Origin of the sequence: Fictibacillus sp. b24 (assembly GCF_030348825.1) — a bacterium.
GTDB lineage: Bacteria > Bacillota > Bacilli > Bacillales > Fictibacillaceae > Fictibacillus.
Genome location: NZ_JAUCES010000005.1, coordinates 2,836,793 through 2,862,064 on the forward strand (window position 1 = coordinate 2,836,793; position 25,272 = coordinate 2,862,064).

28 protein-coding genes are annotated in these 25,272 nt (G+C 39.7%); 13 read left to right on the forward strand and 15 right to left on the reverse strand.

The features are described 5' to 3' along the window. Window positions 1-35 precede the first annotated feature (35 nt). The 4 genes from QUF49_RS14815 to QUF49_RS14830 form a co-directional block, all read right to left on the reverse strand. A complete protein-coding gene (locus QUF49_RS14815; protein ID WP_289496417.1) occupies window positions 36-4,076 on the reverse strand; it encodes a S8 family serine peptidase in 4,041 nt (1,346 codons plus the stop codon). Window positions 4,077-4,345: 269 nt separating this feature from the next. After that, entirely contained in the window at window positions 4,346-4,543 is a 198-nt protein-coding gene (locus QUF49_RS14820) for a hypothetical protein (protein ID WP_289496418.1), read from the reverse strand. 120 nt (window positions 4,544-4,663) lie between these two features. After that, window positions 4,664-5,311, reverse strand: a complete 648-nt coding sequence (locus QUF49_RS14825; RefSeq protein ID WP_289496419.1) for a pentapeptide repeat-containing protein — start codon at window positions 5,309-5,311, stop codon at window positions 4,664-4,666. Window positions 5,312-5,447: 136 nt separating this feature from the next. Further along, a complete protein-coding gene (locus QUF49_RS14830; RefSeq protein ID WP_289496420.1) occupies window positions 5,448-5,942 on the reverse strand; it encodes a lactoylglutathione lyase family protein in 495 nt (164 codons plus the stop codon). Between the two features lie 122 nt (window positions 5,943-6,064). On the opposite strand from QUF49_RS14830, the gene QUF49_RS14835 reads away from it, so the two are divergent. Continuing rightward, window positions 6,065-6,400: a winged helix-turn-helix transcriptional regulator gene (locus tag QUF49_RS14835; RefSeq protein WP_289496421.1), complete on the forward strand. Its 336-nt coding sequence runs from the start codon at window positions 6,065-6,067 to the stop codon at window positions 6,398-6,400. A 217-nt stretch (window positions 6,401-6,617) separates the two neighbouring features. Here the strand turns inward: QUF49_RS14835 and QUF49_RS14840 are convergent, their stop codons facing one another. After that, complete coding sequence (locus QUF49_RS14840) at window positions 6,618-7,466, reverse strand: DUF2785 domain-containing protein (protein WP_289496422.1); 849 nt, start codon at window positions 7,464-7,466, stop codon at window positions 6,618-6,620. A gap of 157 nt (window positions 7,467-7,623) precedes the next feature. Here QUF49_RS14840 and QUF49_RS14845 point away from each other — a divergent pair, with 157 nt between their 5' ends. Then, window positions 7,624-8,154: a DUF6843 domain-containing protein gene (locus QUF49_RS14845; protein ID WP_289496423.1), complete on the forward strand. Its 531-nt coding sequence runs from the start codon at window positions 7,624-7,626 to the stop codon at window positions 8,152-8,154. A 36-nt stretch (window positions 8,155-8,190) separates the two neighbouring features. On the opposite strand, the gene QUF49_RS14850 is transcribed toward QUF49_RS14845, so the two are convergent. The 3 genes from QUF49_RS14850 to QUF49_RS14860 form a co-directional block, all read right to left on the reverse strand. Beyond that, window positions 8,191-8,646 (reverse strand): DUF3574 domain-containing protein, encoded by a 456-nt coding sequence (locus tag QUF49_RS14850; protein ID WP_289496424.1) that lies wholly within the window; start codon window positions 8,644-8,646, stop codon window positions 8,191-8,193. A gap of 139 nt (window positions 8,647-8,785) precedes the next feature. Then, the gene (locus QUF49_RS14855; protein ID WP_289496425.1) at window positions 8,786-9,331 is read right to left on the reverse strand and encodes a hypothetical protein; all 546 of its coding nucleotides are present in this window, start codon (window positions 9,329-9,331) and stop codon (window positions 8,786-8,788) included. A 24-nt stretch (window positions 9,332-9,355) separates the two neighbouring features. After that, window positions 9,356-9,775, reverse strand: coding sequence for an NUDIX hydrolase (locus QUF49_RS14860; RefSeq protein ID WP_289496426.1), 420 nt, complete (start codon window positions 9,773-9,775; stop codon window positions 9,356-9,358). 100 nt (window positions 9,776-9,875) lie between these two features. On the opposite strand from QUF49_RS14860, the gene QUF49_RS14865 reads away from it, so the two are divergent. Next, window positions 9,876-10,019: a hypothetical protein gene (locus QUF49_RS14865; RefSeq protein ID WP_289496427.1), complete on the forward strand. Its 144-nt coding sequence runs from the start codon at window positions 9,876-9,878 to the stop codon at window positions 10,017-10,019. 197 nt (window positions 10,020-10,216) lie between these two features. Here QUF49_RS14865 and QUF49_RS14870 read toward each other — a convergent pair whose 3' ends face one another. After that, window positions 10,217-10,888 (reverse strand): permease, encoded by a 672-nt coding sequence (locus tag QUF49_RS14870; RefSeq protein ID WP_289496428.1) that lies wholly within the window; start codon window positions 10,886-10,888, stop codon window positions 10,217-10,219. Between the two features lie 418 nt (window positions 10,889-11,306). Beyond that, window positions 11,307-11,642, reverse strand: a complete 336-nt coding sequence (locus QUF49_RS14875; RefSeq protein ID WP_289496429.1) for a n-acetylglutamate synthase — start codon at window positions 11,640-11,642, stop codon at window positions 11,307-11,309. Window positions 11,643-11,797: 155 nt separating this feature from the next. Between QUF49_RS14875 and QUF49_RS14880 the strand changes: the two genes are divergently transcribed. Next, the gene (locus tag QUF49_RS14880; protein WP_289496430.1) at window positions 11,798-12,466 is read left to right on the forward strand and encodes a GNAT family N-acetyltransferase; all 669 of its coding nucleotides are present in this window, start codon (window positions 11,798-11,800) and stop codon (window positions 12,464-12,466) included. Between the two features lie 101 nt (window positions 12,467-12,567). Here QUF49_RS14880 and QUF49_RS14885 read toward each other — a convergent pair whose 3' ends face one another. Together QUF49_RS14885 and QUF49_RS14890 are read right to left on the reverse strand one after the other, a co-directional pair. Beyond that, window positions 12,568-14,256, reverse strand: a complete 1,689-nt coding sequence (locus tag QUF49_RS14885) for a hypothetical protein (protein ID WP_289496431.1) — start codon at window positions 14,254-14,256, stop codon at window positions 12,568-12,570. A gap of 187 nt (window positions 14,257-14,443) precedes the next feature. Continuing rightward, on the reverse strand, window positions 14,444-14,704 hold the full coding sequence (locus tag QUF49_RS14890) for a phosphatase (protein WP_289496432.1): 261 nt from the start codon (window positions 14,702-14,704) through the stop codon (window positions 14,444-14,446). Window positions 14,705-15,041: 337 nt separating this feature from the next. On the opposite strand from QUF49_RS14890, the gene QUF49_RS14895 reads away from it, so the two are divergent. After that, window positions 15,042-16,496, forward strand: coding sequence for an MDR family MFS transporter (locus QUF49_RS14895; RefSeq protein WP_289496433.1), 1,455 nt, complete (start codon window positions 15,042-15,044; stop codon window positions 16,494-16,496). Window positions 16,497-16,636: 140 nt separating this feature from the next. Continuing rightward, on the forward strand, window positions 16,637-17,050 hold the full coding sequence (locus tag QUF49_RS14900; protein WP_289496434.1) for a MarR family winged helix-turn-helix transcriptional regulator: 414 nt from the start codon (window positions 16,637-16,639) through the stop codon (window positions 17,048-17,050). 4 nt (window positions 17,051-17,054) lie between these two features. On the opposite strand, the gene QUF49_RS14905 is transcribed toward QUF49_RS14900, so the two are convergent. Next, window positions 17,055-17,804: a hypothetical protein gene (locus QUF49_RS14905; RefSeq protein WP_289496435.1), complete on the reverse strand. Its 750-nt coding sequence runs from the start codon at window positions 17,802-17,804 to the stop codon at window positions 17,055-17,057. A 288-nt stretch (window positions 17,805-18,092) separates the two neighbouring features. Here QUF49_RS14905 and QUF49_RS14910 point away from each other — a divergent pair, with 288 nt between their 5' ends. Then, window positions 18,093-18,716 (forward strand): cell wall hydrolase, encoded by a 624-nt coding sequence (locus QUF49_RS14910; RefSeq protein WP_289496436.1) that lies wholly within the window; start codon window positions 18,093-18,095, stop codon window positions 18,714-18,716. 243 nt (window positions 18,717-18,959) lie between these two features. On the opposite strand, the gene QUF49_RS14915 is transcribed toward QUF49_RS14910, so the two are convergent. Continuing rightward, window positions 18,960-19,874: a hypothetical protein gene (locus QUF49_RS14915; RefSeq protein WP_289496437.1), complete on the reverse strand. Its 915-nt coding sequence runs from the start codon at window positions 19,872-19,874 to the stop codon at window positions 18,960-18,962. Window positions 19,875-20,066: 192 nt separating this feature from the next. On the opposite strand from QUF49_RS14915, the gene QUF49_RS14920 reads away from it, so the two are divergent. From QUF49_RS14920 to QUF49_RS14935, 4 genes are all read left to right on the forward strand, one after another. After that, on the forward strand, window positions 20,067-20,492 hold the full coding sequence (locus QUF49_RS14920) for a DMT family transporter (protein ID WP_289496438.1): 426 nt from the start codon (window positions 20,067-20,069) through the stop codon (window positions 20,490-20,492). A gap of 28 nt (window positions 20,493-20,520) precedes the next feature. After that, the gene (locus tag QUF49_RS14925; RefSeq protein ID WP_289496439.1) at window positions 20,521-21,222 is read left to right on the forward strand and encodes a Crp/Fnr family transcriptional regulator; all 702 of its coding nucleotides are present in this window, start codon (window positions 20,521-20,523) and stop codon (window positions 21,220-21,222) included. Between the two features lie 14 nt (window positions 21,223-21,236). Beyond that, entirely contained in the window at window positions 21,237-21,740 is a 504-nt protein-coding gene (locus QUF49_RS14930) for a DMT family transporter (RefSeq protein ID WP_289496440.1), read from the forward strand. A gap of 199 nt (window positions 21,741-21,939) precedes the next feature. Continuing rightward, window positions 21,940-22,998: a M14 family zinc carboxypeptidase gene (locus QUF49_RS14935; protein ID WP_289497670.1), complete on the forward strand. Its 1,059-nt coding sequence runs from the start codon at window positions 21,940-21,942 to the stop codon at window positions 22,996-22,998. Window positions 22,999-23,139: 141 nt separating this feature from the next. On the opposite strand, the gene QUF49_RS14940 is transcribed toward QUF49_RS14935, so the two are convergent. Then, the gene (locus QUF49_RS14940) at window positions 23,140-23,799 is read right to left on the reverse strand and encodes a C40 family peptidase (RefSeq protein WP_289496441.1); all 660 of its coding nucleotides are present in this window, start codon (window positions 23,797-23,799) and stop codon (window positions 23,140-23,142) included. Between the two features lie 239 nt (window positions 23,800-24,038). On the opposite strand from QUF49_RS14940, the gene QUF49_RS14945 reads away from it, so the two are divergent. Both QUF49_RS14945 and QUF49_RS14950 read left to right on the forward strand, forming a co-directional pair. After that, window positions 24,039-24,332, forward strand: coding sequence for a hypothetical protein (locus QUF49_RS14945; RefSeq protein ID WP_289496442.1), 294 nt, complete (start codon window positions 24,039-24,041; stop codon window positions 24,330-24,332). Window positions 24,333-24,401: 69 nt separating this feature from the next. Continuing rightward, complete coding sequence (locus QUF49_RS14950) at window positions 24,402-25,238, forward strand: oxidoreductase (protein WP_289496443.1); 837 nt, start codon at window positions 24,402-24,404, stop codon at window positions 25,236-25,238. The last annotated feature ends 34 nt before the right edge of the window (window positions 25,239-25,272 follow it).

The following is a 25,272-nucleotide window of genomic DNA, read 5'->3' on the forward strand; positions in this document are numbered from 1 at the left end:
ACTCACGAACCTAAAGGATCGTGAGCTGTCGTTTTTTACAGTCCTAATTCTTTTAAAATAGTTTCTAATGTTTTGCCATCGACCGTTGTAACTGGTGTTGGTGCATTGTTAACGGATGTGTTTTGCTTTAGGTAATTTTTTTGAACAAAACCGATGTCTTTTGCATTTACCGTGCCGTCAAAGTTAATGTCCGCTGCGCGGTTATTTGAGCCCCATGCGTCTTGAATTGCAATCGCGTCTTTCACATCAATCACGTTGTCTTGGTTGACGTCACCCGCTACAAGAGGAATGTTAATTGTTTCTGACTTCCCATAAAGGACCCCTTTGTATTCAAATCCAAACTTATTATTTTGTTTTGTAATAAAGTGTCCTGGCACATTGACTTCAAATGTATACTTTTCGTTGCTAAGTGGCAGTGGTTCAATATTCAACCGTGCATTGCCGCTAAACATATTTGAAGCGTCTAGTTGGTAGTCACCATTTGATACACTGATCTTTGCCCCTACCTTTGTCCAGTCACGGTTCCCAATAAAGTTTCCGCCTTCCACGACATACCCCTCTGGTCCAAGGTTCGCTTGTACACGGTTGAATGTTGGCTTCAACAAATAGCGTTTTCCTGCGTTTAGTAAATTTATCGTTTGACCGTTTTCATCTACGAAAATCGCTGTCGGATTAATGTAGCCGATCGGATAGAAAAGCTCGTCTTGTACTTTCACTATTACATCTACTACTTCGGAACGATCAAATTTTAGATTTTCATTGAACTTCACTTTAACCTTATCACCATTTACTTCAATTGTTGCTTTATCTTTAAAAGCGTTTGTTAATTTTGCCTCTTGCAAGTAAACATGCTGAATGCCTGGGTTGGCAAAGTTCCACGTAATTTCTCTCACACCTTCTAAGTTATCCATAACAAGAGAAGCATTTAGGACATCCCCAGAGCGGGCACGTTCTACATTATGTTTTGCGTAGGTTACTGGTGTTCCTTCTTTTACGAATAAGTATTCCTTCCAGTTTGCCTGGTTCCCTGCTGCATCATATCCGATTACGTTAAAGGAAAGGGACTTAGCGTTTTCATTCATCGCTACTTCATCGATCCACTTTCCGTTCTTGTCCAGTCGGATTGGACCGTTTGGCAACGGAAATCCGTACGTATAGACAGCAAAGTTGGATGATTGATCAACGTCTTGCTGCATAGTTGCCACATTGTCATCTGTTATTTCCACTTCAAACGGATAAGTAGCTTGCCCTGGTTTGTATTCAAGGAACGGTGAATCTCCATCTAGAGAACTTTTTACTTTTGGTGTTTCAATATCAACGAAGATGTCTTCCACCTTTGTTTGCTGTTTACCTTTTGGTAACGTTGAAACGAACTTTAATTTATAGTGCCCTGGCTCTGCAATACTTGCTTCAGTTGCTACCGGATTTTTCTTATTTCCTGTAAATTTGTAATAGTTTCCGTTGAACGTTTGCAGGAAGTAATCGCGATCTGTTAGTGCTGCGGTCATGTTAACCGTACCCACTAGTCCAAGATCCTCGTTTGTTTTACCATCTTGTAAGATGATATCCAGTGTTTCAAGAGGAGAACCTAAATTGAACATTGACATCAACTGCGTTGTTCGATATCCATCAAAGGCATGGTTGTAATAACTTGGTGTTAGGGCATGTGACAGCAACTCCAGTTTATCAAAACCAGGCTGCGATTTTTTAAAGCTGAACGGTACACGGTAGTTCTCTGTTTGATCTTCGCTGTTTGTAATCATTAGATAGCCTTCATAAAGTCCTTTTTCAGCTGTACCTGGAAGCGTTAAAGCTACGTTCACGTTCTTAACTGCATTTTGTGTTACTTTAATCGTGCTTTCTACCTCTACTTCTACGCCGTTTTCTTTTAAGCTATTTGTTCCTGGTTGTACGTTATCAACGACTTGTACATCAAACGTCTTTTTCTTGTCGCTTTGGTTTGTGAACTTGATTGTTTTCTTTACTTTTACAGAAGCGTTCTCAGCTACGACTTGTTTATCAAAGCTAAGTCCTCCCGTCTGATTCTTAATCGTAACTAAGTTATCCCCGTTCGGAACCAACGTTTCATCTTGCACTGTAATCTTGGTTTCGCTGTGAAGCGCTTGGTAAGGATCAATTCGTCCAGCACCTACTTCAAATACACTGTAATCTTCATTCATCTCGTCACTTGAGTTCATGAGAATGGTTTTGATTTCTGTTGGCTCAAGATCTGGGTTTTCCCCTAGTAATAATGCCGCAACACCAGCCGCAAATGGAGATGCCATAGACGTTCCGTTTAAGCGGGCATACGCATATTTATAGTTTTCTGGTGTTTGATGGTTTACCATGTAAGACGGGAACGTGGATAGCACACTCACTCCCGGCGCTACGATTTCTGGCTTCATTTCAAAGTTTCCGTTAACGGGGCCTCTTGAACTGAAATCTGCCAGTTTATCACCTTCTGTGAAGCTTTCTTTCAAGTTGCTGAACGTGAATTGACTTCCGTTCCCTATAGCTGCTTTTAGTTCTTCTCCCGCTTTCTTGGTCATAGAGAACGCTGGTACATAATCCGTTGATTCACCTAAGTTAAAGCCAATATGACCATCAACGTTGTTGTACAGTATAACTGCTTTTGCACCGTTCTCTTTCGCAAACTTTACCTTATCGTTAAGGCTGAAGTCCCCACGCTTTACGAATGCAATCTTGCCTTGCACATTTTTATTGATATAGTCTGCTTTATTCCCAAGTCCTACGTCTACTAGTTCAAGTGTCGTTCCTTCTAAACTAGCAAATGTACTAGAGAAGCTGCGCGCCATGCTAACAAGATCTGTAGACCAGCTGCCTGCTTTCCCTGTAAAAGTAGTTTGTGAGACAGGTACGTCACTTGCCCCAACGGTTAAAGCTAGCGCTGCCGTACCTGGTGACCCAAGTGTATACCCGTTCGGTCCGCTGTTCCCTGCTGAAACGACTGCTGTTACACCGTTTAGTACCGCATAATTAAGTGCTGTACTTGTTGGATAGTAAGGGTCGTTTACAGCGGCTCCAAGAGAAAGGTTTATTACATCCATTCCATCTTGAACAGCCTTATCGATTCCAGCAATAACACCTTCAGATGCTCCGCTTCCGTAAGGGCCGAGAACACGGTAGGCGTATAGATCAGCATCTGGTGCCACACCTTCTACTGAAACTTCACTATCATTCTCGTTCTGTCCGACAATCGTTCCAGATACATGTGTACCGTGTGACGTATAGTAAGAATTGCTGCCGTTATACTCCGGTTTCTTAGAAGTTTCCCAATCTTTGTACGTTGCTTCCATCGGATCAGCGTCGTTATCTACAAAGTCATATCCGCCTTTGTACGCGTCTTCTAAATCAGGGTGATTGTAATCTACTCCTGTATCGAGAACCCCAACTTTTATGCCTTCCCCCGTAATCCCTTCTTCATGAAGCTTGTCCACTTTTAGGTATGGAAGACTTTCAACAGACGTTGTGATTTCCCTCTCTACATCGCTTGGCAGTTCTTGTTTTTGAACGGGGTCCACCGTATATGTAATGTTTTTATAAACAGCTTTTACTGATTTTGATTTGAGCAAGTCTTCTACTTGGTTTGCAGGCAGTGTAATCGCTGCGCCATTATATGCTGATTTATACGTTCTAGTAATTCTCGGTGCGTTCTTTTTCCCTTTAATCGTTAAATGCTTCTCTACATCTTCTTTAAAATTTTTATGCTCTTGATCCACTTGTGCTTGAGCAGTTTCTTTTTTGAGTGACTTTCCTTTCATTTTTGCTTCTAAAACAGCAACATGACTAGGTTTTGAATGAAATTCTACGATAACGGAGATTTCCTCTTCCGAATTCAGTTCGCTGTCTTGAAACCCTTGAAGTCCTCTTTGGTTATTCAGTTCTAATTGCTTTAGGGCTTGTCTTTGTTCTGCAGTTAACGATGATAAAATGTCTTCTGCTTTCCAGGACGTTGCATTAACGGTCTTAGAAGAATTGGAACTGAGAGGTGATAAAAGTAATCCTGTTGACAGGGCAAGGACGACTGACTTTTTTGCAAGCTTGGTGACGACCATAATTCTAACCTCTTTCTCATCTCGTTTGATTATTCTAAATATTAATATATTTTTATCTTAGTAGTATTAGAGAGGAGTAGCTATCGGGTTAATTTTATAGGTCTTTAGAACGATTCAATTTTAAAATACGCGCGTATACGGGTTGGAATGAACAATTTATAGTAAGAAATACACAAAAGCATTTGGGTTAATTTTGTTTAAAAGATGCTGGTGATGAACAAACAAAAAATGCCTAGAGAAAAATCTCTAAGCATTACCGAATCTTTATGTTAGCTTTTTAAATTTGCTTTTTTTTGAGCCTGCCATACGTGTATCATACTCGGTACTCCTGCTGCCATACTCACTATGAAACTCCACATCACATAGCGCCATTCACCCGTATAAGTTGCGACTATGGTAAAAAACACTAACTGACCTACTAGGGCAAACCATGCAGCAATCCAGCCAGCCAGTAAGTTCTCCTTCATTCCATCACTCCTCGTATGTTCGCTTTTTAATAATTTTAACATATTTATCCATTTTAGGTGGAGATAAAAAAACACTTTATTTCCCATGTGAAATAAAGTGTTTTTATTCCTACTATGTCATTATTCTTCTCTTACTTTTAGACCTAGAAGTGTTGAAAATCCTATGGCTTGCTCACGGGATACGATGCAGCCTTTCAAACTTTTGATGTCTACGTTGATGTTCTCTAACTTACACGTGCTAATATCAATACCGGTCAACTCTGTTTCTGTAAAATCAGCATCGTCTAGATTACACTGGTTAAACTTCACTTTACTTAATTTCGTCCCATAAAAGTTCGCACTTTTGAGCGACGAGTTTTCAAATATAACGGGCTTTAGATCTGCATCCACAAAACCACTCATGTCCAACTTGCAGTTTTCAAAGGTCACATTCCTTAGGTTGGCTTCTTCTAAATCCATCCCCATCAACTTACAATCTTTAAATAACACTCTGAACAGAATGCCTTCTTTAAAGCTCGTATTGGAAAGATCACAGTTTTCGAAAACGACGTCCGTCATGTCCACTCTGTAAAAGCTAGAATCCATCATCGTCACATTGTTAAACGTCACCTTTGACAGGGCTAATTTTTCAACGTCCTCATTTTCAATAAAGTCACCGTTCAGGGAGCTTTCCAAAAGGTATGGATCTTCGTCTTGATAAATATCGCGAAACTTTGCCTCTTTGAATCCTGGATGAATCTTTGGCAGTTCTACTTTAAAATTCTTCATCAGCTATTCCCTCCGTTCCAATCGTCTTATTTAATAGCTTATAGAAGTGCTGCGTTAAATTTAAGTCTTTTCTTTTTGTTGAAAGTCTGTGCAATGAAAAAAACGGCTGAACTTAATGTCAGCCGTTTCTCCTTATTTAATAAGCTCCTTGTGAGTAAGTAAGCTCATAGCTATGTGTGTAAATCTCAAAGATGTTGCCGAACGGATCTTCTACATACACCATCTTGTAAGGTTTATCGTTAGGATAGTATTCGCGGATCGGCATGCGCTGCTTTCCGCCATACTCTTTAATTTTTTCGACGATCCCTTCAATATCAGGATCTTGGATACAAAAGTGGAATAATCCCGTTTTCCAGTATTCGAAGTTGTTTTCTGGCTTCTCATTGTGCGGGAACTCAAACAACTCGATTCCAATCTTGTCACCTGTTGCTAAGTGAGCAATTCGGAATGTTTCCCAGTCGTTCCCGAATACATCACGGCACATTTGTCCGATCGGCGTATCATCATTTTCTACATCAGAAGGCTCCATGATGACGTACCATCCAAAGACCTCTTTGTAAAATTTGATGGCGTCCTCTAAGTTTGGCACAGACAGCCCGATATGAGAGAATGTTCTAGGATAGATTGGCATATTTGTATTCCTCCTTGTTTTTGTTGATTACAGGAATCATTATACCCAGACACACCTCTCGTATGTAAGAACGCACTTTTAAGTGACATACTATCCTGGAGGTAAGTTAGGACGGATTAAATTTGAATACACCTTTAAATAAAGATGGCAAATTAAAATGTTCCATTGAATATACCCTGCAGAAGATCGGCGGTAAATGGAAGACCGTAATTCTTTGGCATTTAGGTGAAGACGGTACGCTGCGCTATAACGAATTGCGGAGTTTGTTGCCTGGTGTCACACATAAAGTGCTCACAGAGCAGCTGAAAGAACTTGAAGAAGATGGTTTTATCTCTCGAAAAGCTTATAACACCGTGCCACCAAAAGTGGAATACTCGATGACTGAGTTAGGTGCAACGTTAATGCCGATTTTGAAACAGATGCATGTATGGGGAAAGGAGCATTGGGATTTGGTGTGAGTTGATCAGCGGCGAGTTTGTCGAAAATCGGATAAAATTTTTATGTGCGTAATTATAGGTGTTATCTACGGAATTATTAAACTTTACCTCGTATAAAAATGGAATTACCTCGTAAATAATTTCAATCGTATTTCCAGTGTGGACATATCTTTAAACTGTGCTTCGAGCGTGTACATAAAAGAGGCTTATACTCATAATTTGAGTCAGCCTCTTGTTTTTACATCTCTGACAAACTGTTTCTTATAGCTTCTGCCAAAGAACCATACTTCTCATCGGCAGAAACGCCTAAATAAAGACTCTTCAAGAAAGATTTGCAGTTAGCCATCACATACCAATACACTTCAGGTGCTAACTCTTCTTTTTGTGCTTTTAGATTGGCTGGAATCTCTGCAATGAATGCCTCTAATTCTTCTCCCCCGACTCCTTTGTTCAACATCGCTAGAACCGGCATTACCACGCGATCATCTTCTCCATGCACAAACACCGTTTGCGCATTGCAATACTTTTTCAGAAGGGGTTCTATGATTTTAAAATAATCCTTCTGAGACACCTTGTCACTTTTCAGCAGCTCACCACACGTGTCAGCAACATGCGCTACACTATGAGCCCAGCCTTTTACAGGAACGTATCCACGTAAATCTTCTTCCAAGTGAATATATTGAATAACCGCATCTTTTGCTTTCGTTACAGTTTCTTGAGGCAGAAAATCTGCTTCATTGTCTTTGTAGATGATGACATCAATTAATAGGGTCGTAAACGCTCTTGTGAAGACTGAATCCGTTCCATTCTCGCCGATCCCTTTATGTAATAGATTACTTAAGCTATAATCCATAAGTTCTTTTAATACCTCATGATCCAGTTGATTTTCTATGATTGACTCGCAAAAAGATCGGTACACCAGCTCTCTTAAATCACTGGTTGGGGAACCAATGTGAGTGATCATCGCATCCACAATCGCCTTTTTATTTTCTTCGCCCCACTTTTTTTGTCCACTTTTGATGTCATTTAAAATTTTCAATAACTCAGTTTCTGTATATTGTACTTGACTCGATAATAATGTGGTCATGATTTCGCCTCCTGATTGTAAATTTCTGTATCTCTATTATACAATACAAATTGACTTTTGGTATTTTTTGTATAACCCTTAACAATTCTGTGTACTGGGGCTACTTGTTATTGTATTTTTGGATAGAATGATACAATAAAAGAAATTCATTGAAAGAGTGAAAGCCTTGAAAAAATATATGATTTTCGTTGTGTCCATACTGTTTTTAGCAGGCTGCGGGTTCAACAAACAAGAAACAACAAAAAACATTTTCCTGATTCCTGAGGGCTTTGAAGGATCCATCTTTACGTTTTACAATATGCCCGACGAGCCTGCGTTAAAAAAGGAAGATGGCTATACAGTGATTCCCGTAAAGGAAAAGACGTTGAAAGAGTTAGAAAATACGGAGATTAGTCAGTACGGTGTTTATTTCACGTCCACAAAAGATATGATCTACGGTGTTGTGAATGATAAGTATTATTACGTGGATGAGAACGGCAAACGTAAAGAGATCAATGACCAATGTATCAGTCTTGGCTCGAACGGTGCCTTTAATGGTAAAAACGGTGAAGATATTAAGTACTCCGTCATTCAGGTGACGTCTTCGAGCTGTGGTCCTTCTTTTAAAGAAAACGGAAGAAATGACTTCAATGCTCAGGTCAATCATGTTGGCAAATATTATTATCAGCAACTGGGAATGAAAAAATAAAACGCTGCAGAGGGGTCAGACCCTTGCAGCGTTTTTCTATTCGATAAAATACATCTTTCCGTCTACTTCTAAAGATATCGCTGATTGTTTCATGTCTTCTTTCAAAGATTTTGCGTACGCGACCACAGCATTGATGCTTTTCTTATCTAGATTCTCAGCAAAGCTATAAACGATCGTAACTTTTTCTTTTACAAGCTGATCGTCCTCCGACACCCATGCTCCTGTTCCTTCGACCGCCGTTGCCCCACCAAACATTTTAGAGAACGTCTCCAGTGACTGATTCACGTAAGGCGTGTTATCGATCGGTTGATCTACATCGTATGTCGATGGCACATAGATTTTAATAACCTCATCAAGATGGTATTGTCCCTTTAGTGCGTTCGTTTCTTTCGCTTGAATCGTTTCTGGATGACTAGAATCGTGTAAAGAAAACGCCAGAAAACCAATCAATACTAACGATAAAACCCCATACAAAATTTTGCTCCCTTTCAACCTGTCCACTCCTTTTTATACTTTAAATCGATAATAAGATAAAGTGTAAAGAAATTGGTAAGGTTGTGAAATAGGTTGATTGGTTCAAATGATCATAAGTGAATCCGGGACTTTTTTCATAGTTTATTGCGTTCTTCATTTATTTCCAAATCGCTAGATACTTCTTTTTGTATTTAGCGTCTGTTACCGTTTCGATTAAATTCAAAGCTGTTTGTTTTATATCATCTTCTTGTATTCCGTTAAACAAGTTTCGTAAGGCTTGAAGGATATCGTTTCGAATCAACGTGAAGTTCTTTTCTTCTTCACAAGCATGAAAGCGATCGACCAGATGATTAACTGCCATCTCTTTTTGTTCACTGCCAGCAAGGGCGATTCTCCATATTGATTGCAAGCTATGGCGAGCGGTCACAAACTTTTTATCATAGGTTACATTCCAAATGGCAGGAAAATCGTTCAGTATTTTTTTCTCAGGATCGCTAATTGCTAAATGCGCGAGAAATTGTGCCGCCCTTGATCTGCGGTGATTGTCAGGATCATCAAGATCATCTTTCAACTGATCCCAGACTTCGTAAGCCCAATCGACCGGTTTTTCAGTAGCCGCAATGATTTGGTTGTACGCTTCGTATTGAACGTTTCTGTCGGGTGAGTTTAGATTTTCGAAATGGGATTGCATCGGTTTGTCCATGTGTCACCTTTTATTTCATGAGATTTATCGAAGGATATAAGGTACTGAAGTTGCGTTTTTTATTAATCCTTTCACATCACTTCGTAAATGAACATATTGTTCTGCTGTTTCAGCATCCATCCAAGTGATTTCTTCAATTTCCTCTGGAAAAGAGATTCCAATTTCTCCACCAATGATATTACCTTTAAATACAAAGAAAATAGCGTGATGTCCTCTATCTTCAAAAAAAGCTTCATTCACAGAAAAGATACCTTGAAGTTCTACTTCTAAACCTGTTTCTTCTCTTACCTCACGTTTAGCGCCTTCCTCAAGGGTTTCTCCAGGTTCGACTGCACCTCCAGGAAGTGTGTAGTATGAAGCACCTTTTCCTTTATTCTTTACCAGTAAGACCTTTTCACCTGTCTCATCAAAGAGAAGTACATATGTAACATCTACTCTTTTCATATAAATGGTTTCTCCTTCTTTTTTATCATTCGATCCTTGCTTTTCGATTATTTCATAACACTCCTGGCAAGAATAGTGGTAAAAAGGAGAGTTGATAAGCATGGATCAAAATAAAGAATATGCTGCGGCCAATCTATCAGAAGATCTGGTTAGTGAGCTGCAATATTTTGAAGAGAAATTACGTGGTCAGTCGAACAAAAATCTTATCGTTATTGCCTATGAAAAAGATTCTGAGCGTCAGTGAACTAAAGAATATAATAAAAAGAGAAATAGCATCATAGTCTAACGGGTTCTCTTTGGAGTACAAAAAGTTATAATCGCATATAAATTAGCAAACGAAAAAGCACTGCAGTTCAATCGCAGTGCTTTTAGCATTTTTATTGATTGCAATTGGACAGAGCTTCATTCTGTAATCGTACCCTTTTATATCAATAACATTTTTTAAATAAATCTTTTTAAATATTCGCCAAATATTTTGTTCATAACTTTGGGTGTGTTTTCTAAATAAACATTAATTTGTTCAATGTTTGATTCGAATTTATCAGAGTTTCTTTCATCTGTTGGAAAATCAGATATTCCTTTAATAATAATACACTCAACTTCATTCTTCTTACAGATATAAGCAATTGCACCCGCTTCTGTATCGGCTATTGTTATTTCGTTTTCTTTTAGTTCTAAATAGTCCTTCCACATAACTACTGCTTTATCAGATGTGCCGATTGTTCCGGTATAAAATCCATTTCCATATTTTGATAAATCAATATCAACTATAAAAGATTGTTTAACAAGAGGCTCGATTTCTTTTACTGTGCAATCATATTGAACAGCTTTATGGGGTACAAAAATATCCAAATTACTGAACTTATCATCTATTCCTGCACATGTTCCAGCAACGATTACTTTAGTTAAATTAAATTTAGAAATCATATACTGATTACCACCCACACCATTTACTTTTCTTACACCTGTACTATAAAAAACAAGTTCGGAATCATTAATTGTTCTTATGAAATACTCGCCATAAGGATAACCGAAACGTTCATTATCTTTTATGCCGAAATATCCCAATGCCGCTTCATATTCCCACTTCGTTGCTATACTTATTCCTATCATCGACTTATCACCCTACAATAATAATTTGTCCCTATTGAATGTCTACTCGGTCTGATTTCATTTTTATCACTATTCTTCTTTACTTTGCTCATCAACAATTGGTTATTAATATGTAATTATCCTTTTTTACCAACATACTACGTCACAGCATACTTTTAATCTAATTATATATTTGATTTAGCCGTCGTCTAATCCTTTTCCACCAAAACTGGTAAGTCTTTTAAGTGAATTCCATACCAAATCGCAGCGTGACATCCTGCTAGAAGCTATGTGAATTTGGTGCTAATTCGAACATAAAAACCCATTAAACATTGATATAGCAACAAAAATAAGCAAGCTAATTCATATGTAAATTAGCTTGCTATATGTATTGCTTTTCTCTGTTTTGTACTCCAAAAGCGAAATCTTTTCATCTGAGTTATCTCACTTCCTCTATCACCGATTCTCCTTCGCTTCCTTCAGCCCATCTCCACTTTTCATGCAAACGGATTCTTCCGTCAGACAGCAATTCAGGTGTTGAATGACATTCTCCTCCCTTAATTTCATTCGCTTTGTTGACGTGATTGTACCTAAACTGCAAGCTGCCATCGTCGTTTACCAACCCGATCAGTGTCCCTTTTACAATTTCCCCGCCGCCATATGCAGCTGTTAAGATATTTCCTTCTTGTTTGTAGTAAAAGACCGTTTGAGAAGACACCTCTCCATTTGCAGAGTTTTGCACCGCGACGAATGTTTTGCCGTCATAATGAGTCAAAGTATAAGCCTCCAGATTTTATAATATTCAAATAATTTAACATACCTTCTTGTTTCACTTCAATATAAATATCCAGTTCCATTTTAATAAGTTTAGAATATATACAACTTTTCTGTGCATATAGTTGGGTTACAGCATCGGAGGGAGATCACTTCATGTATGATTACTTATTGCCGCTACAAAAAAGACACCTAAAACGAGCAAGTGAGATTCTAACCGAATCCTTTATTGATAATCCCATGTTCGTCTATTTCTTTTCCGAGCCGAAAAATAGAAGAAAAATCTTGAGTATGACCTTTCCGATCGTCATCCAAGTCCTTCAGTCCAATGGCCGATTGTTTGTGACTTCAGATCATGTGGAGGGTCTTTTTTGTGTATCACAGCATGGGGAGAAAACGAAGATTGGAAAGCTCCTAAATGCGGCGTTTACGTGCGCGATTCGAATTCCTCAATTTTTGATCCATCTGTCGCTGATTGAATTTTTGCGAAAAGCGAGCCGCTTGCAGCCCGCCAACAGCACTCTTGCAAAGTATAAAATGCGATTCGACAACTTCCTTTTGGTCGACTCTGTTTGTGTGGATCCCGCTCACCGGCATAAGGGACATATGACAAAAATGATGAAGGCGGCTATAGAAGAAACAAAGAAAAGAAAAACCTTTTGTTTGCTTCAAACAGAAACAATGAAAAATGTAAGGATCTATAAGCATCTAGGGTTTTCGGTGGTCGAAGAAGTAAGGTTCGATCACATTCCCTTCTCTACTTTTGTGATGATCTACGACCCATATGGAATTACGGATAAAATGAAGAAAAACCAACCGGAATAAGGGTAGCCGGTTAGTTTTTTAGTTTGGCTCACCGCCTGCCCCCATGAAAGCGAGCATCTGTAACGGAAATCAACCACTATCAAGAGCAACAAAGTATAAACCTATTCCTCTATAAAAGGACGATCACGCAGATGCTCCGTTTGTTCCATCAACACATAAGCAAAATGATCGTAATCCACCCATTTCATTGGGATGACGAGCTGTTCCTCATTTTTCTTATTGAAGACAAAGATTCTTTTTTTGTTGTACTTCACTTTTTTAATATCCTGAATCTGAATCACGTTTGTTTTGCTGCCTTTTTGCACAACAAGATCGTGTCCGACAATCAGCACCTTGCTTCTTTTAATCTTCCAAAACTCAAGAACGGTTAAAATCAGACCGATCACCGTAAATCCAATTGAAAAGTAGATTCCATCGTCAATGCCATCCATAAAAGTCGTTGTCCAGTCCGACAACAGGATCGCATAAAAGAACCACATTCCCTTTGATAGCTTTGGCGAGCTTTCAAAATGGATTTCATCATGAAGCTGTTTCTTCGTGTCTTCGCGCTTCGCAAAAAATTCGTCTTTGTGTTGTTCGATCGACTTGGCATCAAGCTCCACAAAGTCAGTATACGTTCCTTCCCAAACATGAGCCGTGTCATCTCCGTCTTCCAATGAAAAGCCGCCTGCCCAGCCCACATAGTCTGTACCTGATTCTTTGAAACTCAATAAATAATACCGTACCGGCTGGCCGTATTGGTTCTCAGTATCTATTGAATCCAGAACATTGATGTGTTCAGGGAACTTGCCTAACAATCTCTCATCTTCCTCATCCTGCATGTAAACGAGATGAGTAAACAATTTCGACTTGGCGATGATCGGCTGTTTTTTATCTTTGATTGGGTAAAGATTCTCTTTGTTGGAACCCTTCAAATCCCAATAGAAATCTTCCGCACTCTCTAAGTTCTCCGCTAACTGAAGGAGCACCTCTTCTTCTACTTTCACGTGTTTGATTAAACTCACAATCACAGCTTTTTCAGCAATGAGTGGATCTTTAAAACGTACCGCTTCGCTTAAATACTCTTCGCATTCAAGCGTATAGTAATAGTTCATCAACTGCAGAAGAAGCCCCATGTGAAAACGAATAGAAATGTACTCTTCTTTCCAAGCGGTGTATACGAACTTGGCTGAGTATTCTTTATCGTAAGAAAGGTATTCCCTTCTCGTTGTTTCATAGTCTGTTAGAAGAATCGGCAGAACAATCTCCTTTTTGTATTCCCACTCCACTCCAGATTCGGTAACGGAATGAATCATGTCATACATCATGAACTTGTAATGTGGCGTGTGGATGCGATTTATCGTTTTGTTCAAGATGTTTCGAACGAATACAGGAAAGTTCACAAGTTGCTCGACAGGCAGATGAACTTCCTCTTCGTTTATCAATCTCGCAAGCTTTTCTTCTATTTCAAAAAAGATCTCTTCATCCTCTGTTAATAAAAAGAGTTCAACGGCTCTTATTTGTGCAGCTGGTGAGAAGGAATCAAAATGTTTAATTAAGTGATCGATTACTTCAGGCATTGGGTAATCACAAACAAAATCGATTAAATAGAACGATGGATTATCCCACTTATCAACCGATTTTGGAAAATTGTGCGCCGCTGCTTCTATCATTTCTAATAAAAGCTCCAAACGGATCTTTTCGTTTTCTTCTTCTTTAAACTCGTACAAAAGATCGAGCCCTTCAAACCGCTTATCAGGGTCATCACTTTTAATCTGCTTCAGCATACTTCTGACTTTTAATTCGTTCATCTCTTCACCTTTTATATTCAAATTTAATGAACAGAAAAGCATTCGATTTATTCTAATTTATCCCTAAAGGAAATTCAATCTATATTTTGGAATAATTTAGTTTTTTTACTTTATACAGGAAAACAGTTGTAGAAAAACAATTTGACTTGAACGATCAGCAGGCTTATAGAGTGTTTCCCATTCACCACTATTCGGACCTTGCTGGCCACCCTTTAACTAAAAGATAGATGCCGGCAATCAACAAGACCATACTCATGAACAGTGGCATGATTCCCACTTCTTTCAGTGCCGTTCCATACACACCAAGACTTCTATCATATCCTCCGATATAACCATCGATGTCTGGTGTTGTTATGTAAAGTGAATAGATAGATGCTGATATGAGTGTCATGCCAAACAATACGATACTGGAAATGAAGAAGACACTGCCGATTATTAGCTTTTTCACAATAATACCTCTTTTCAATGAATGTTTATGAAACACATAACTAAACATGTTCACCCTTCTTATTCTAGTTTCCTTCAGTCTGACTGCTACATAGGGAAAAAAAATCCAGCATTCTAAGTTGGAAGCAGGAGTAATCTGTCCGATTCAGTTGATAATCTGTCCAATTCATCTAAAAATCTGTCCAATCTCCTCCGTAATCTGTCCATTCACTATAACGTCACAGACGTCCGTAAAAATAGCTAATCCTCCATCTACGTGATAAACTATTTTCTTGGTTGCATTCATTATTTAACTTTATGAACTATATGATGTGCGTCTGTTGCTGAGGAGGACTTTTATGAGAAAACAAATCATGACCGCTTTATTGCTCGTGACCGTTCTTGCTGCGATGGAAGGAACGATTGTGAGTACGGCCGTTCCACGAATTACGAGTGATTTGTCTGGCATCGAGCTCGTGAGCTGGGTGTATGCGGTCTATATGTTAGCCACTGCCGTTTCCACTCCAATCTACGGAAAGCTCGCTGACTTGTTTGGCCGGAAAAAAGTAATTCTTGCCGGCATTATTTTATTTTTAGTGGGATCCGCTCTTTGCGGAATTGCGATGTCGATGGAGCAGCTTATCTTCTATCGTGCGATTCAAGGTCTCGGAGCTGGTGCTGTTATGCCGATTACGATGACCATTATCGGGGATCTATATTCTGAAGCGAAAGATCGAGCAAAAGCACAAGGCTGGATTTCTGCCGTTTGGGGCGTTGCCGGTGTGCTCGGACCGTTAGCAGGTGGGTTCCTCGTTGATACGTTGTCGTGGCGTTATATCTTTTTCTTAAATATTCCGTTCGGACTTGTGGCCTTCTTCATGCTGGCTGCAAATTATAAAGAGAATCTTTCAAAAGGAAAACCGTACATTGACTATTGGGGAGCTGTCACCTTTTCGCTTGCGACGATTGCCTTTTTGTACGCGCTGTTAACAGGCAGTCAGACACAAGAATGGGGTAACCCCATGATTATCGGGCTTTTCGTTATTGCGGCCCTCTTTTATGTTGGGTTTGTCTTTATCGAGAAAAAATCACCCGAGCCGCTTATTCCGCTTAACCTTTTTTCAAATAAAAGTGTTTTGATCGTGAATTCTTTAACGCTCATTTCTGGCGCAGTTGTTATATGTATCACCATTTACTTGCCAATCTGGAGTCAAGGGGTGATGGGTAAAACAGCAACACAAGCAGGGTTCGTGCTGATGCCGCTTCCTGTTATGTGGACGCTAGGTTCACTCGTTGCTGGAAATCTTGTCGGTCGCTTGAGAGATAATTGGATTATTACGCTTGGCATTAGTGTAGTAAGTGCCGCTTCACTCATTTTCTACTTACTAGATGCACATTCACCAACGTTCTTGATCTATGTGGCTTCAGGCGTTTTAGGACTTGGAATGGGGCTCATCACTCCAATCTACATGTTAATCATTCAAGCTTCTGTTCCGTCCAATAAACGAGGAGTGGCTGTAGCTTCCAACACGTTCACGAACACGTTCAGTCAGACGCTCGGATCAGCGGTTTTTGGAACCATCTTTAACTTGATCACCCTTTCAAGAGCTGAAAAAGCAGGGCAAGACCTTGATCTGAATGCTTCTTTTGAGCATGGAGGTGAACTGCCGACCGGCCAATTAGCGCAGCTCCAAGAAATCGTCGCGTCAGGAGTACATGCCATTTACGGAGTGATGCTCGTGCTCACGGTTATCGGAATCGGCGTCTCTTTCCTTCTTATCAAACATCGTGAACAAACAATAGAAAAAACTTAAAACTAAAAGAGTGCTCTTTGTTACAGAGCACTCTTTTTTATCGTTTACTTGATAAACCTTTTACAAAAATTATACATAGTGATATATTTTCCCTATACATTTATTAAAAAGCAACAACATACGCAGGAGACAAGACGAAGATGAGTAATAATGAAAAGTTTGATATCATACCACTGTTAACTTATATAAAGAATGTAAAACAAACATTTTTAGATAATGAAAAGCTTAATTGTCAGCAAATAGAAGTTTTATTATATTTGTTAGACAACGAGAAGTTAACGATTACAAAATTAGCCGACAAGTTAAATATTAGTCCTGCCTCAACCTCTACAATAATTGAACGGCTTGTTAAAACGGAATTAGTTGGTCGTGCTTATACAGAACGAGATCGAAGAAAAGTTTACGTATCTTTAACCGAAAAAGGTCTACATGAAACCCATCGGTTGGTTGCTAAAAAAGATGAGATACTTATTTCTTCCCTTTCTCCTCTTACAGAAAAAGAGAAGTTTGAACTTACCAAAATCAACGTCTTATTTAAGAAATTGAACAGCTAGATTTTTAGACCAGCATCATCAAAACGGAATAACATGCTAAACCTGTGCAAAACGCGAGAAAACTGCTTTCCTGATCCTCAGGCAGCTCTTCTTTTAAAACGTTAAGTATGATTCCTCCCGCAAGAAGAGCAACAAGCACTGATAGAATCAGCTCATGAACTGCCGTTAGTACACCGATTCCCCAGCCTAACAGAATCGCGATGGTGAGAAGAACTCTGCCGTATTTGTCGTATGTATGTTTGTGGTCTTTTCTGAGACCCCAGTCGTTCGCAACAAAGTGGATGCTCAGCGCTGTAAAGAAGAAGAACATTCCCCATTTTGTTTCATACTCTTCCCTTATGAGCAAATAACCAATCACTGCATTATACACAAAGAATGACGCAGTATGAATCCAGAAAACCCCTAGTGAAGCTGGAGCATCATCCGCGTTGGAGCTGCTGTTATGCTTCTTTTTAGATTTCTTCACCATCCGTTCAAGTCCATAAAAAAGAGCTAGTCCGAGCATCGCAATCATATAAATATGATCTTCAATATATTTACCGATTCCTCTATCAAGCGATGGTTCAACTTTTTCCTGGTAGTGGTTCAGATCGGGAAGCAAATGCAGAAACACATATGAAACGGCAACACCTCCTGCGAACGATAGAAACTTGCTGCGCGGCGATTTGCCCATAAAACTTATGTACTTCGAGCTTAAGTGTACAAGTGCAAATCCTATTACAAAAATGAAACTAAGCATTGTTTTCGTTAGCATAAAAGACGTCCTCTCTATCCGTGACAAAAGTACATACTTCTATTATGTAACCATTCCCCCTGCCTCATAAACAGCTGGCACTATGTTTGTCCGAATAAACTTGTTATTTACCCAATCTTTGTTAATTGAAACGCTCTTTTCAAATAGTTGGTAGTTTTGTAGCGTAAATTGTCATAACTTCATACTTTCGAGGTGAATTGCGACAATTGGAAAATAGAGCATGTGCTTCATGTATAAATCATCCTTTATTGATAATATGTAGAAATCATGATGTGAGAGGAGTTAGTGATGAGAAATTATTTACTTAGCAAATGCTTACTCTTTTTTGTAGCAGCGAGTTTTCTATTTGTTCCCGCAAACGTCCATGCGCACGGCCTTTTAACAAATGGCAATCAAGGATATGAGGTTTCGGCTCTGCAAGAAAAACTAAAAAAAATGGGCTTTTTCTACGGACCAGTGACCGGTTATTTCGGTGCCATTACAGAACGAGCGGTGGCAGATTTTCAGTACAAAACGAACCTTTCCTCTGACGGAGTAGCAGGTCCTGCAACCTTTTTGATGCTAAATGACATAGAACAGATGGCCCGTGTTGTTCATGGTGAGGCACGAGGTGAATCATACATAGGTAAAGTTGCGGTAGCTGCGGTTATCTTAAATCGTTTAGACGATCCCGCATTTCCAAACCAAATCGGTGATGTCATCCATCAGACGAATGCCTTTACAGCCGTTCATGATGGTCAATACGATTTACAGCCAAGCAGCTATGCCTATCACGCTGTGATGGATGCCATGCAAGGATGGGATCCAACATATGGATCGGTGTATTACTACAATCCAGAATTAGCAACAAACACTTGGATTTTCTCAAGACCATCTGTTACAAAGATCGGAAATCATCTTTTTGCGCAGTAAACTGCATTGGGGTGAAGAATTTCAGCTAATGTGGAATTATTGAATTTAATATGTGGATATATGACCACCTAACGTGGAATTATTAAATTTAACGTGGATATATTCAAATTAACGTGGATATAATCGGAAGGGTTCGTTCCGTGTTCGCCCCAGTCGAACACTTCCTACTTTTGTACACTTCAAACGGATTCACACAAACTAAAAAGGTGTGCCTCCAACTCAAGGCACACCTTCCTTACTCATTTATTGAAATGTTTTGCTAACATGGATGAATTCACGGTAACCAGAACGTGTCAGATGATATTGATTATCAAGATAACCGTCTTTCACTAACGATTCAAGCGTTTCTTCGGGGATGATGTCGATCACTTGATCCATACGCTGGTTCAAATCTTCGAGTGACGCATTTTTCAGTGTGATCGGGTTCATCATACGCACGATTCCTTCGATTCTGGAATCTCGTTTTTGAAACAATTGCGGCGTTTTCTTGAACACATTTTGGATGCGATCTTTAAATTGATTCAATTCTTGCTTCGTATTGAAGGTTTCGGTTTCTTTTTCTCTGATTCTTTCGTTGAAGTACTTCATCTCTTCATTGCTTAATTGTGCTCGTGTGAACAGCTCGTTGTAGATTTGCGTTTTATCCATCTCAATCTTGGCAAGCTCTTCTTCTTTAATCCGCTGTGTTTCCCAGATTTCTTCTGAGATTGATTCTTCTTCTGGTTCTTCTACTTCCTCAACCACTTCTTCTAACTCATCCACTTCAGGTTTCTCTACTTTTTCTTCTTCAAAAAGCTCTAGTTGTTCAACAGGTTCAGCTGTTTTTGTTTCCTCTACAGATACGGGTTGCGGCTCAGCAGCGACAACCGTTTTAGACATATGGGACTCAATCATCTTCTCCAGCTTGTTCAATTTGCTAAAATAGATGAGTGATATTGCGATAGCGAAAAGTGAGCAAAATACAGATATAAAATCGGAAAAGCGGAAAACAAATGGTGCAGTTGCGATTTTATAAAAAAGCAATAATGCGAATGCTCCAATGATGATAATCTTTAGCCAGCTTTCACGGTTTTTAATTTCGTCGATCGTGTGAGAATCTTGATTTTTATTTTTGTTTGAAAACATTTGTAATCGTTTCATCGTATTTACCTCTTTCATAGAGATTTTCATGCAGTTTTTTATTTTAACGCAAAATACGAAATGTGGGAAGGAAAAGCATGAATTCATCATGAAACTATCATCTTTTTAACAGGTTGATAAAATAATTTTTAATTTGGGACATATGTCCTTCCCAACAACTCTTCACTTATTCTTTAATAAGTATAGAATTTTACGTTGGGAAGTGATGACATGAAAGGAATTCTGTTCGCGTTCTTGGCCGGTGCGTTTATTACTTTACAAGGTGTTGCGAATGCACGGATTAGTCAAGACATCGGTTCCTGGCAAGCGGCTACCATTACGCAATTGACTGGCTTCATCGCCGCTCTCTTGATTGTGTTGATCGTAAAAGATCAAAAATGGAAACACTTTAAACAAGTGCGTCCGATCTATTTAACGGGCGGATCGTTTGCGGCCGTTGTGATTTACGGCAATATTTATGGCATCCATTCGATCGGTGTAACGTTGACAATTGCTGTAATATTAATCTCACAGCTTGCTATCACCTTTTTGATTGATGGCAAAGGTTGGTTCGGTGTGATAAAGAAAGAAATGAAACTTCCGCAATTTATCGGAATCGCCATGATGATTGTCGGAGTCGTGATATTGAAATTTTAGTATGTAAAACTTGAGGTGAACGTGATAAATGAAAGAGCTGCATGATCCTAATCTGCTTCAGCATTACATCGAAACATTCGAAATTGCTCCTATTCTTAATGAGGATCTTCTGCCCTATTTAACACTTCATCGCTATGATAGTGGTGAGCTGATCTGTTCGCAGGGCGATCCTTATGAAAATTTGTTTTTGTTAGTCAAAGGCAAGCTGAAAATCTTCAACACCTCACCTGAGGGCAAAACGCTTATTCTATCCTTTAAAACGCCGCTTGATGTTGTTGGCGATATTGAATACGTGCAGGGTACGGATTTTATCAACACGGTTGAAGCGGTCTCCGAGGTTCATATGATTGCTGTTCACCACCGGTGGCTTAAGAAATTTGCCAGCGATCACACACCGCTTTTGAAGTTTTTATTAAAAATGATTACGGAGAAGTTTTACGTGAAATCGAGTTCATTGAGCTTTAACTTGCTGTACCCGGTTGAAGTGCGTTTTGCGAGCTACCTGTTATCTGTTTGTTTTGATGAGTCAGATGCTCTTTATAGCGGAAAGCTCAGCACGAGTCACTTAATGGACGCTGCAAATTTGATTGGAACAAGCTATCGGCATCTGAACCGCGTCATACAGCACCTTTCATCGGAAGAGTTAGTAGAACGGCACAAAGGTTTTATCGTTGTAAAAGATCGGGACGGCTTAAGTAAGCTTGCCAACCATAGAAATATTTACGAATAGAGAGGGTGTTAATCATGCTTTCAGGATTATTCTTTGCGGTTATTGCCGGCTTACTCGTTGGTCTGCAAAATATTTTCAATACAAGGGTAAACGATCTTGCAGGAACGTGGTCGACCACTGCATTGGTGTTAGGTCTAGGATTTCTCGCATCCATGACGCTCGGGCTTGTTTTTGAAGGAACTGAACTGTTTGCTCTTCACAATATGAAAACATGGTTTTGGTTCAGTGGATTGATCGGCGTAGGAGTTGTTGTTTGTCTCGTACAAGGAACGCGATTGCTCGGTCCGACATTTGCAATTTCCATCGTTTTGACTTCACAGCTCGGATCGGCATTATTATGGGATTCAATGGGCTGGTTCGGATTAGAAAAAATTCCGTTTACGACTCAGCAGCTAGTTGGTGTGCTCGTAATCATAGGCGGAGTGATTGTATTTAAGTTTGGCGGGGTTTATAAGGAAAAGCGCGAAGTTCGGGAAGTTCAAAGTCAGTTGAAACACCAAGTTGCGGGGAGATCATGAATCTCCTCTTTTTTATGTTCAAAAAAGCAAACCTCCTACTTATTACCTTCTTTCCTCCTCAAATTCCCAAAACTTTCTCCCCATTCACCTTACTAAAAATGGGTAGTCCCCTCTATTAAAAACAAACTATGCATACGGTACACTACAATAGTAGAACCCTTTTTTGAAAAATTCAAAATATGGAGGTATCACATTGAAAGTGAAAAAGAAAGTTTTGTCTGTTACCTTGTCTGGTTTAATGGCTTTTGGCGCGCTAACTACGCTATCTTTACCTGCACATGCTGTCGGGAATGGTCCTGGAACAGGAAATGGATCCATTCAAACTTCTATCTTACATACGTATGAAGAGCTTGTTGATACTTTAAAAACACTAGATGCAAAACAAGATGCTATGAAACTTGAAGTAATCGGCCAAACCGTAAAAGGTCGAGACATTTACATGGCAAAGTACATATCAAATCCAAGTAACCCAACCATCTTATTTTTGACACAACAGCATGGGAACGAACAACTGACAACTGAAGGCGCTTTGGAATTTATGAAACACCTTGGTACGAATAAAACAAAAAGCGTGTTGGACAATGTGAACGTATTGGTTATCCCCATGTTGAACGCGGATGGCGCAATGGGAGATGTGAATTTCTCCCTTGAAGATTACTTAGCTGATGGTGACCGCCACCTTACACGCTATAATGCGAATGAAATTGACTTAAATCGCGAACATGATAAACCGACTAGTGAAATGGAGCCTGAAGCACGTGTTCTTCATGAAAATGTGTTCGCGAAGTATAACATTGATTACATGATTGATCTTCACCACCAAGGAACGTTGAGTGAGACGGACGGGCAACTTGTGTCTGGTTCTATGTTGTATCCTACGAATTCAAACGTGAAGCCTGAAGTGGTTGAAAAATCAAAACGCCTTGGTGCTGTTGTGTTCAATGCCATCCAAAACACGGGCTGGGGTCATATTGGTAAATATGATGGCGGATCTGGCGCAAACATTGGACGTAATGGTGCTGCTGTCCGATACGATATCTCTACTCTCCTTTTTGAAATGCGCGGAATGTCTGATCACTATCGTGAAGACTATGCGCTAGGTCAAAAGAGTAACGGATATTTGATTAAGCAAACAATCGTCACGCTAGATGCAGCTGTACGTGCGATTGCTGATGACTCAATCGACACAGTAGATGCTAGTTTTTGGAATACACTGCCACAACAAAAGAATCGTTCTGGAGAAGTTGACGACGAATAAACTAGAAAAAACAGTTCTCTCGGGAACTGTTTTTTTGATGTGTTCTACCATTATACTCGCTTAAGGTACGTGAAATTTTAAGTACCAAAAAAAACACCTCATACAACGAGGTGTTTTTTTAAATAGGTGTGTTCCCATCATTTATTCGTAACTTTTTGCTCCAATATAATGTTCTGACCAGTATGAGCTGCTGAGTTCAGCTGACGTCACACCTTTTGATGAAGATGCGTGCATGAACTGATCGTTTCCAATGTAAACTCCTGCATGGCTCGGTCCGTCGCCTTCTAGATCAAAGAAAACGATGTCGCCGACTGCAGGTTTATCCACCTTTGTTCCTTTTGCATAGATTTCATCAACTGTACGAGGTAGATCGATGTTTTCTGCTTCGTCAAAGATATAATTTAAGTATCCGCTGCAATCAAAGCCGTCAGGTGATTCCCCACCCCACTTATATGGTGTGCCTTCATATTTCTTAGCTACCTCTACGATTGACGAATCACTTTGTTCACCGCTTTGATCAACACCGAGCGCTTTGAACGTTTCGTCCCCAGCGATGCCATCTACTGTAATGCCTTTATCTGCTTGCAATTTTTTTACTGCGTCTGTTGTATAGTCACCATAATAATCGGTTGTTTTGCTATAAGTAAAGTATCCTTTATCATCTAATGTTTGTTGTAGGTCTTGTACATCTGAATGCTGCATCCCAGGTTTGAGTGTCTGATCTCCGAGTGCGGCTTCCCCCACTACTGGATTGAACGCCATAACCCCTGCAATCGCAAATCCTGCTGCTGCCTTTTTCAAAATAACATCCCCTTTTCTGTACCTTATTTAATCTGACCTGTCCCATACTAACAGGTGAAGATGACAGAGAGATTGTAAGGGAGTTACAGCGCAATAACAATTTTTGGCGAAATGTATGAAGAATTACACATTGTAATATTAGATAATTTTTTCCAGCACGTTGTGGACAAATAGAAGGAAAGATTGCCGGTTATTTGTATAGAGTATATAAAGGGCTAAAATGGTAAGGAGGCGTCTATTTGGAGTTCCCGTTCATCCATACTAACTTTTGGGATGCATTAATCGCTGTGCCTGCCATCATTGTTATGATTGAAATTCTTAAAGTTTTCTTCCCCTCTCTCTCTGCTTGGATTCCAACGATCGCCAGCCTGCTTGGACTGATTATTTCTGTTTTTATTGCGCATCCGCATAGTCTTTGGACAGGGATTGTTATGGGGATTGGCTACGGCTTTGCTGCGGTTGGTTCGTATGCCGGCTTCGCAAGGGTTTTCCACCACTATCGAGATCGAAGTCCGCATAAACCTTATAAATAGTTGAATGCTAGGTGAAGTTTGTTTAAGTTTAATAGTGTACGGACTTTTTGAAAAGATTAGGAGATTATCATGAAAAGAAAAACAGCAATTGTAACCGGCACTTCCAGCGGGTTCGGCATGCTTTGTGCTGTAGAACTTGCGAAAGCCGGTTTTGATGTGGTCAGCACGATGCGGAATTTGGATCGTGCAGAGAATCTATTAAAACTAGCGGATAGTCATAATGTGGCAGACCAGATCCACCTTCATCCGCTTGATGTTACATCAGCTGAATCGGTCTCCACATTTACTACTTACATAAAAAAGTTTCATAGCATTGATGTGCTCGTGAACAACGCGGGGTTCGCACTTGGCGGTTTTTCAGAAGAGTTAACCGCAGATGAGTACCGTTTGCAGTTTGAGACGAATGTTTTTGGTGTGATTGCGGTCACTCAAAACGTTCTTCCCATCATGCGGAAAAATCGCCGCGGCCGTATCATCAACATGAGCAGCATCTCTGGCAAGTTCGGCTTTCCAGGACTGTCGCCGTATACCGCTTCTAAGCACGCACTGGAAGGATACAGCGAGAGCCTGCGTCTGGAGCTCAGGCCGTTCGGTATTGATGTTGTTCTTGTTGAACCAGGTTCTTATCAAACGAACATCTGGTCGTCGATCGACAACATGACCATTAACTCTGACTCTCCTTATCACTTTTATATGGAAGCCCTATTAGAAGATATTGAAACAGGCAAAGGCAGTCATGGCGATCCGCTTGATGTGGCAAAGCTTGTGACGAGGATAGCAACTTCCTCAAAAACACCCAAATTGCGATATACAATCGGTAAAGGTGTAAGGTTAAGTCTGTTTCTGAAAGTTATTTTGCCGTGGAAGTTGCTAGAAAAAGTTATTTTAAATAAGCTGTTAAAATAAACGGTTGTGCTTAATCACCTCCTATTGTGTGCAA

Coding starts and splice junctions, on each gene's coding strand:
- QUF49_RS14885 (WP_289496431.1), bottom strand. CDS start 14,256: ATGAACGAATTAAAAGTCAGAAGTATGCTGAAGCAGATTAAAAGTGAT.
- QUF49_RS14930 (WP_289496440.1), top strand. CDS start 21,237: ATGCTTTCAGGATTATTCTTTGCGGTTATTGCCGGCTTACTCGTTGGT.
- QUF49_RS14815 (WP_289496417.1), bottom strand. CDS start 4,076: ATGGTCGTCACCAAGCTTGCAAAAAAGTCAGTCGTCCTTGCCCTGTCA.
- QUF49_RS14900 (WP_289496434.1), top strand. CDS start 16,637: ATGAGTAATAATGAAAAGTTTGATATCATACCACTGTTAACTTATATA.
- QUF49_RS14880 (WP_289496430.1), top strand. CDS start 11,798: ATGTATGATTACTTATTGCCGCTACAAAAAAGACACCTAAAACGAGCA.
- QUF49_RS14925 (WP_289496439.1), top strand. CDS start 20,521: ATGAAAGAGCTGCATGATCCTAATCTGCTTCAGCATTACATCGAAACA.
- QUF49_RS14895 (WP_289496433.1), top strand. CDS start 15,042: ATGAGAAAACAAATCATGACCGCTTTATTGCTCGTGACCGTTCTTGCT.
- QUF49_RS14820 (WP_289496418.1), bottom strand. CDS start 4,543: ATGAAGGAGAACTTACTGGCTGGCTGGATTGCTGCATGGTTTGCCCTA.
- QUF49_RS14865 (WP_289496427.1), top strand. CDS start 9,876: ATGGATCAAAATAAAGAATATGCTGCGGCCAATCTATCAGAAGATCTG.
- QUF49_RS14950 (WP_289496443.1), top strand. CDS start 24,402: ATGAAAAGAAAAACAGCAATTGTAACCGGCACTTCCAGCGGGTTCGGC.
- QUF49_RS14910 (WP_289496436.1), top strand. CDS start 18,093: ATGAGAAATTATTTACTTAGCAAATGCTTACTCTTTTTTGTAGCAGCG.
- QUF49_RS14855 (WP_289496425.1), bottom strand. CDS start 9,331: ATGGACAAACCGATGCAATCCCATTTCGAAAATCTAAACTCACCCGAC.
- QUF49_RS14905 (WP_289496435.1), bottom strand. CDS start 17,804: ATGCTAACGAAAACAATGCTTAGTTTCATTTTTGTAATAGGATTTGCA.
- QUF49_RS14870 (WP_289496428.1), bottom strand. CDS start 10,888: ATGATAGGAATAAGTATAGCAACGAAGTGGGAATATGAAGCGGCATTG.
- QUF49_RS14860 (WP_289496426.1), bottom strand. CDS start 9,775: ATGAAAAGAGTAGATGTTACATATGTACTTCTCTTTGATGAGACAGGT.
- QUF49_RS14840 (WP_289496422.1), bottom strand. CDS start 7,466: ATGACCACATTATTATCGAGTCAAGTACAATATACAGAAACTGAGTTA.
- QUF49_RS14920 (WP_289496438.1), top strand. CDS start 20,067: ATGAAAGGAATTCTGTTCGCGTTCTTGGCCGGTGCGTTTATTACTTTA.
- QUF49_RS14825 (WP_289496419.1), bottom strand. CDS start 5,311: ATGAAGAATTTTAAAGTAGAACTGCCAAAGATTCATCCAGGATTCAAA.
- QUF49_RS14915 (WP_289496437.1), bottom strand. CDS start 19,874: ATGAAAGAGGTAAATACGATGAAACGATTACAAATGTTTTCAAACAAA.
- QUF49_RS14830 (WP_289496420.1), bottom strand. CDS start 5,942: ATGCCAATCTATCCTAGAACATTCTCTCATATCGGGCTGTCTGTGCCA.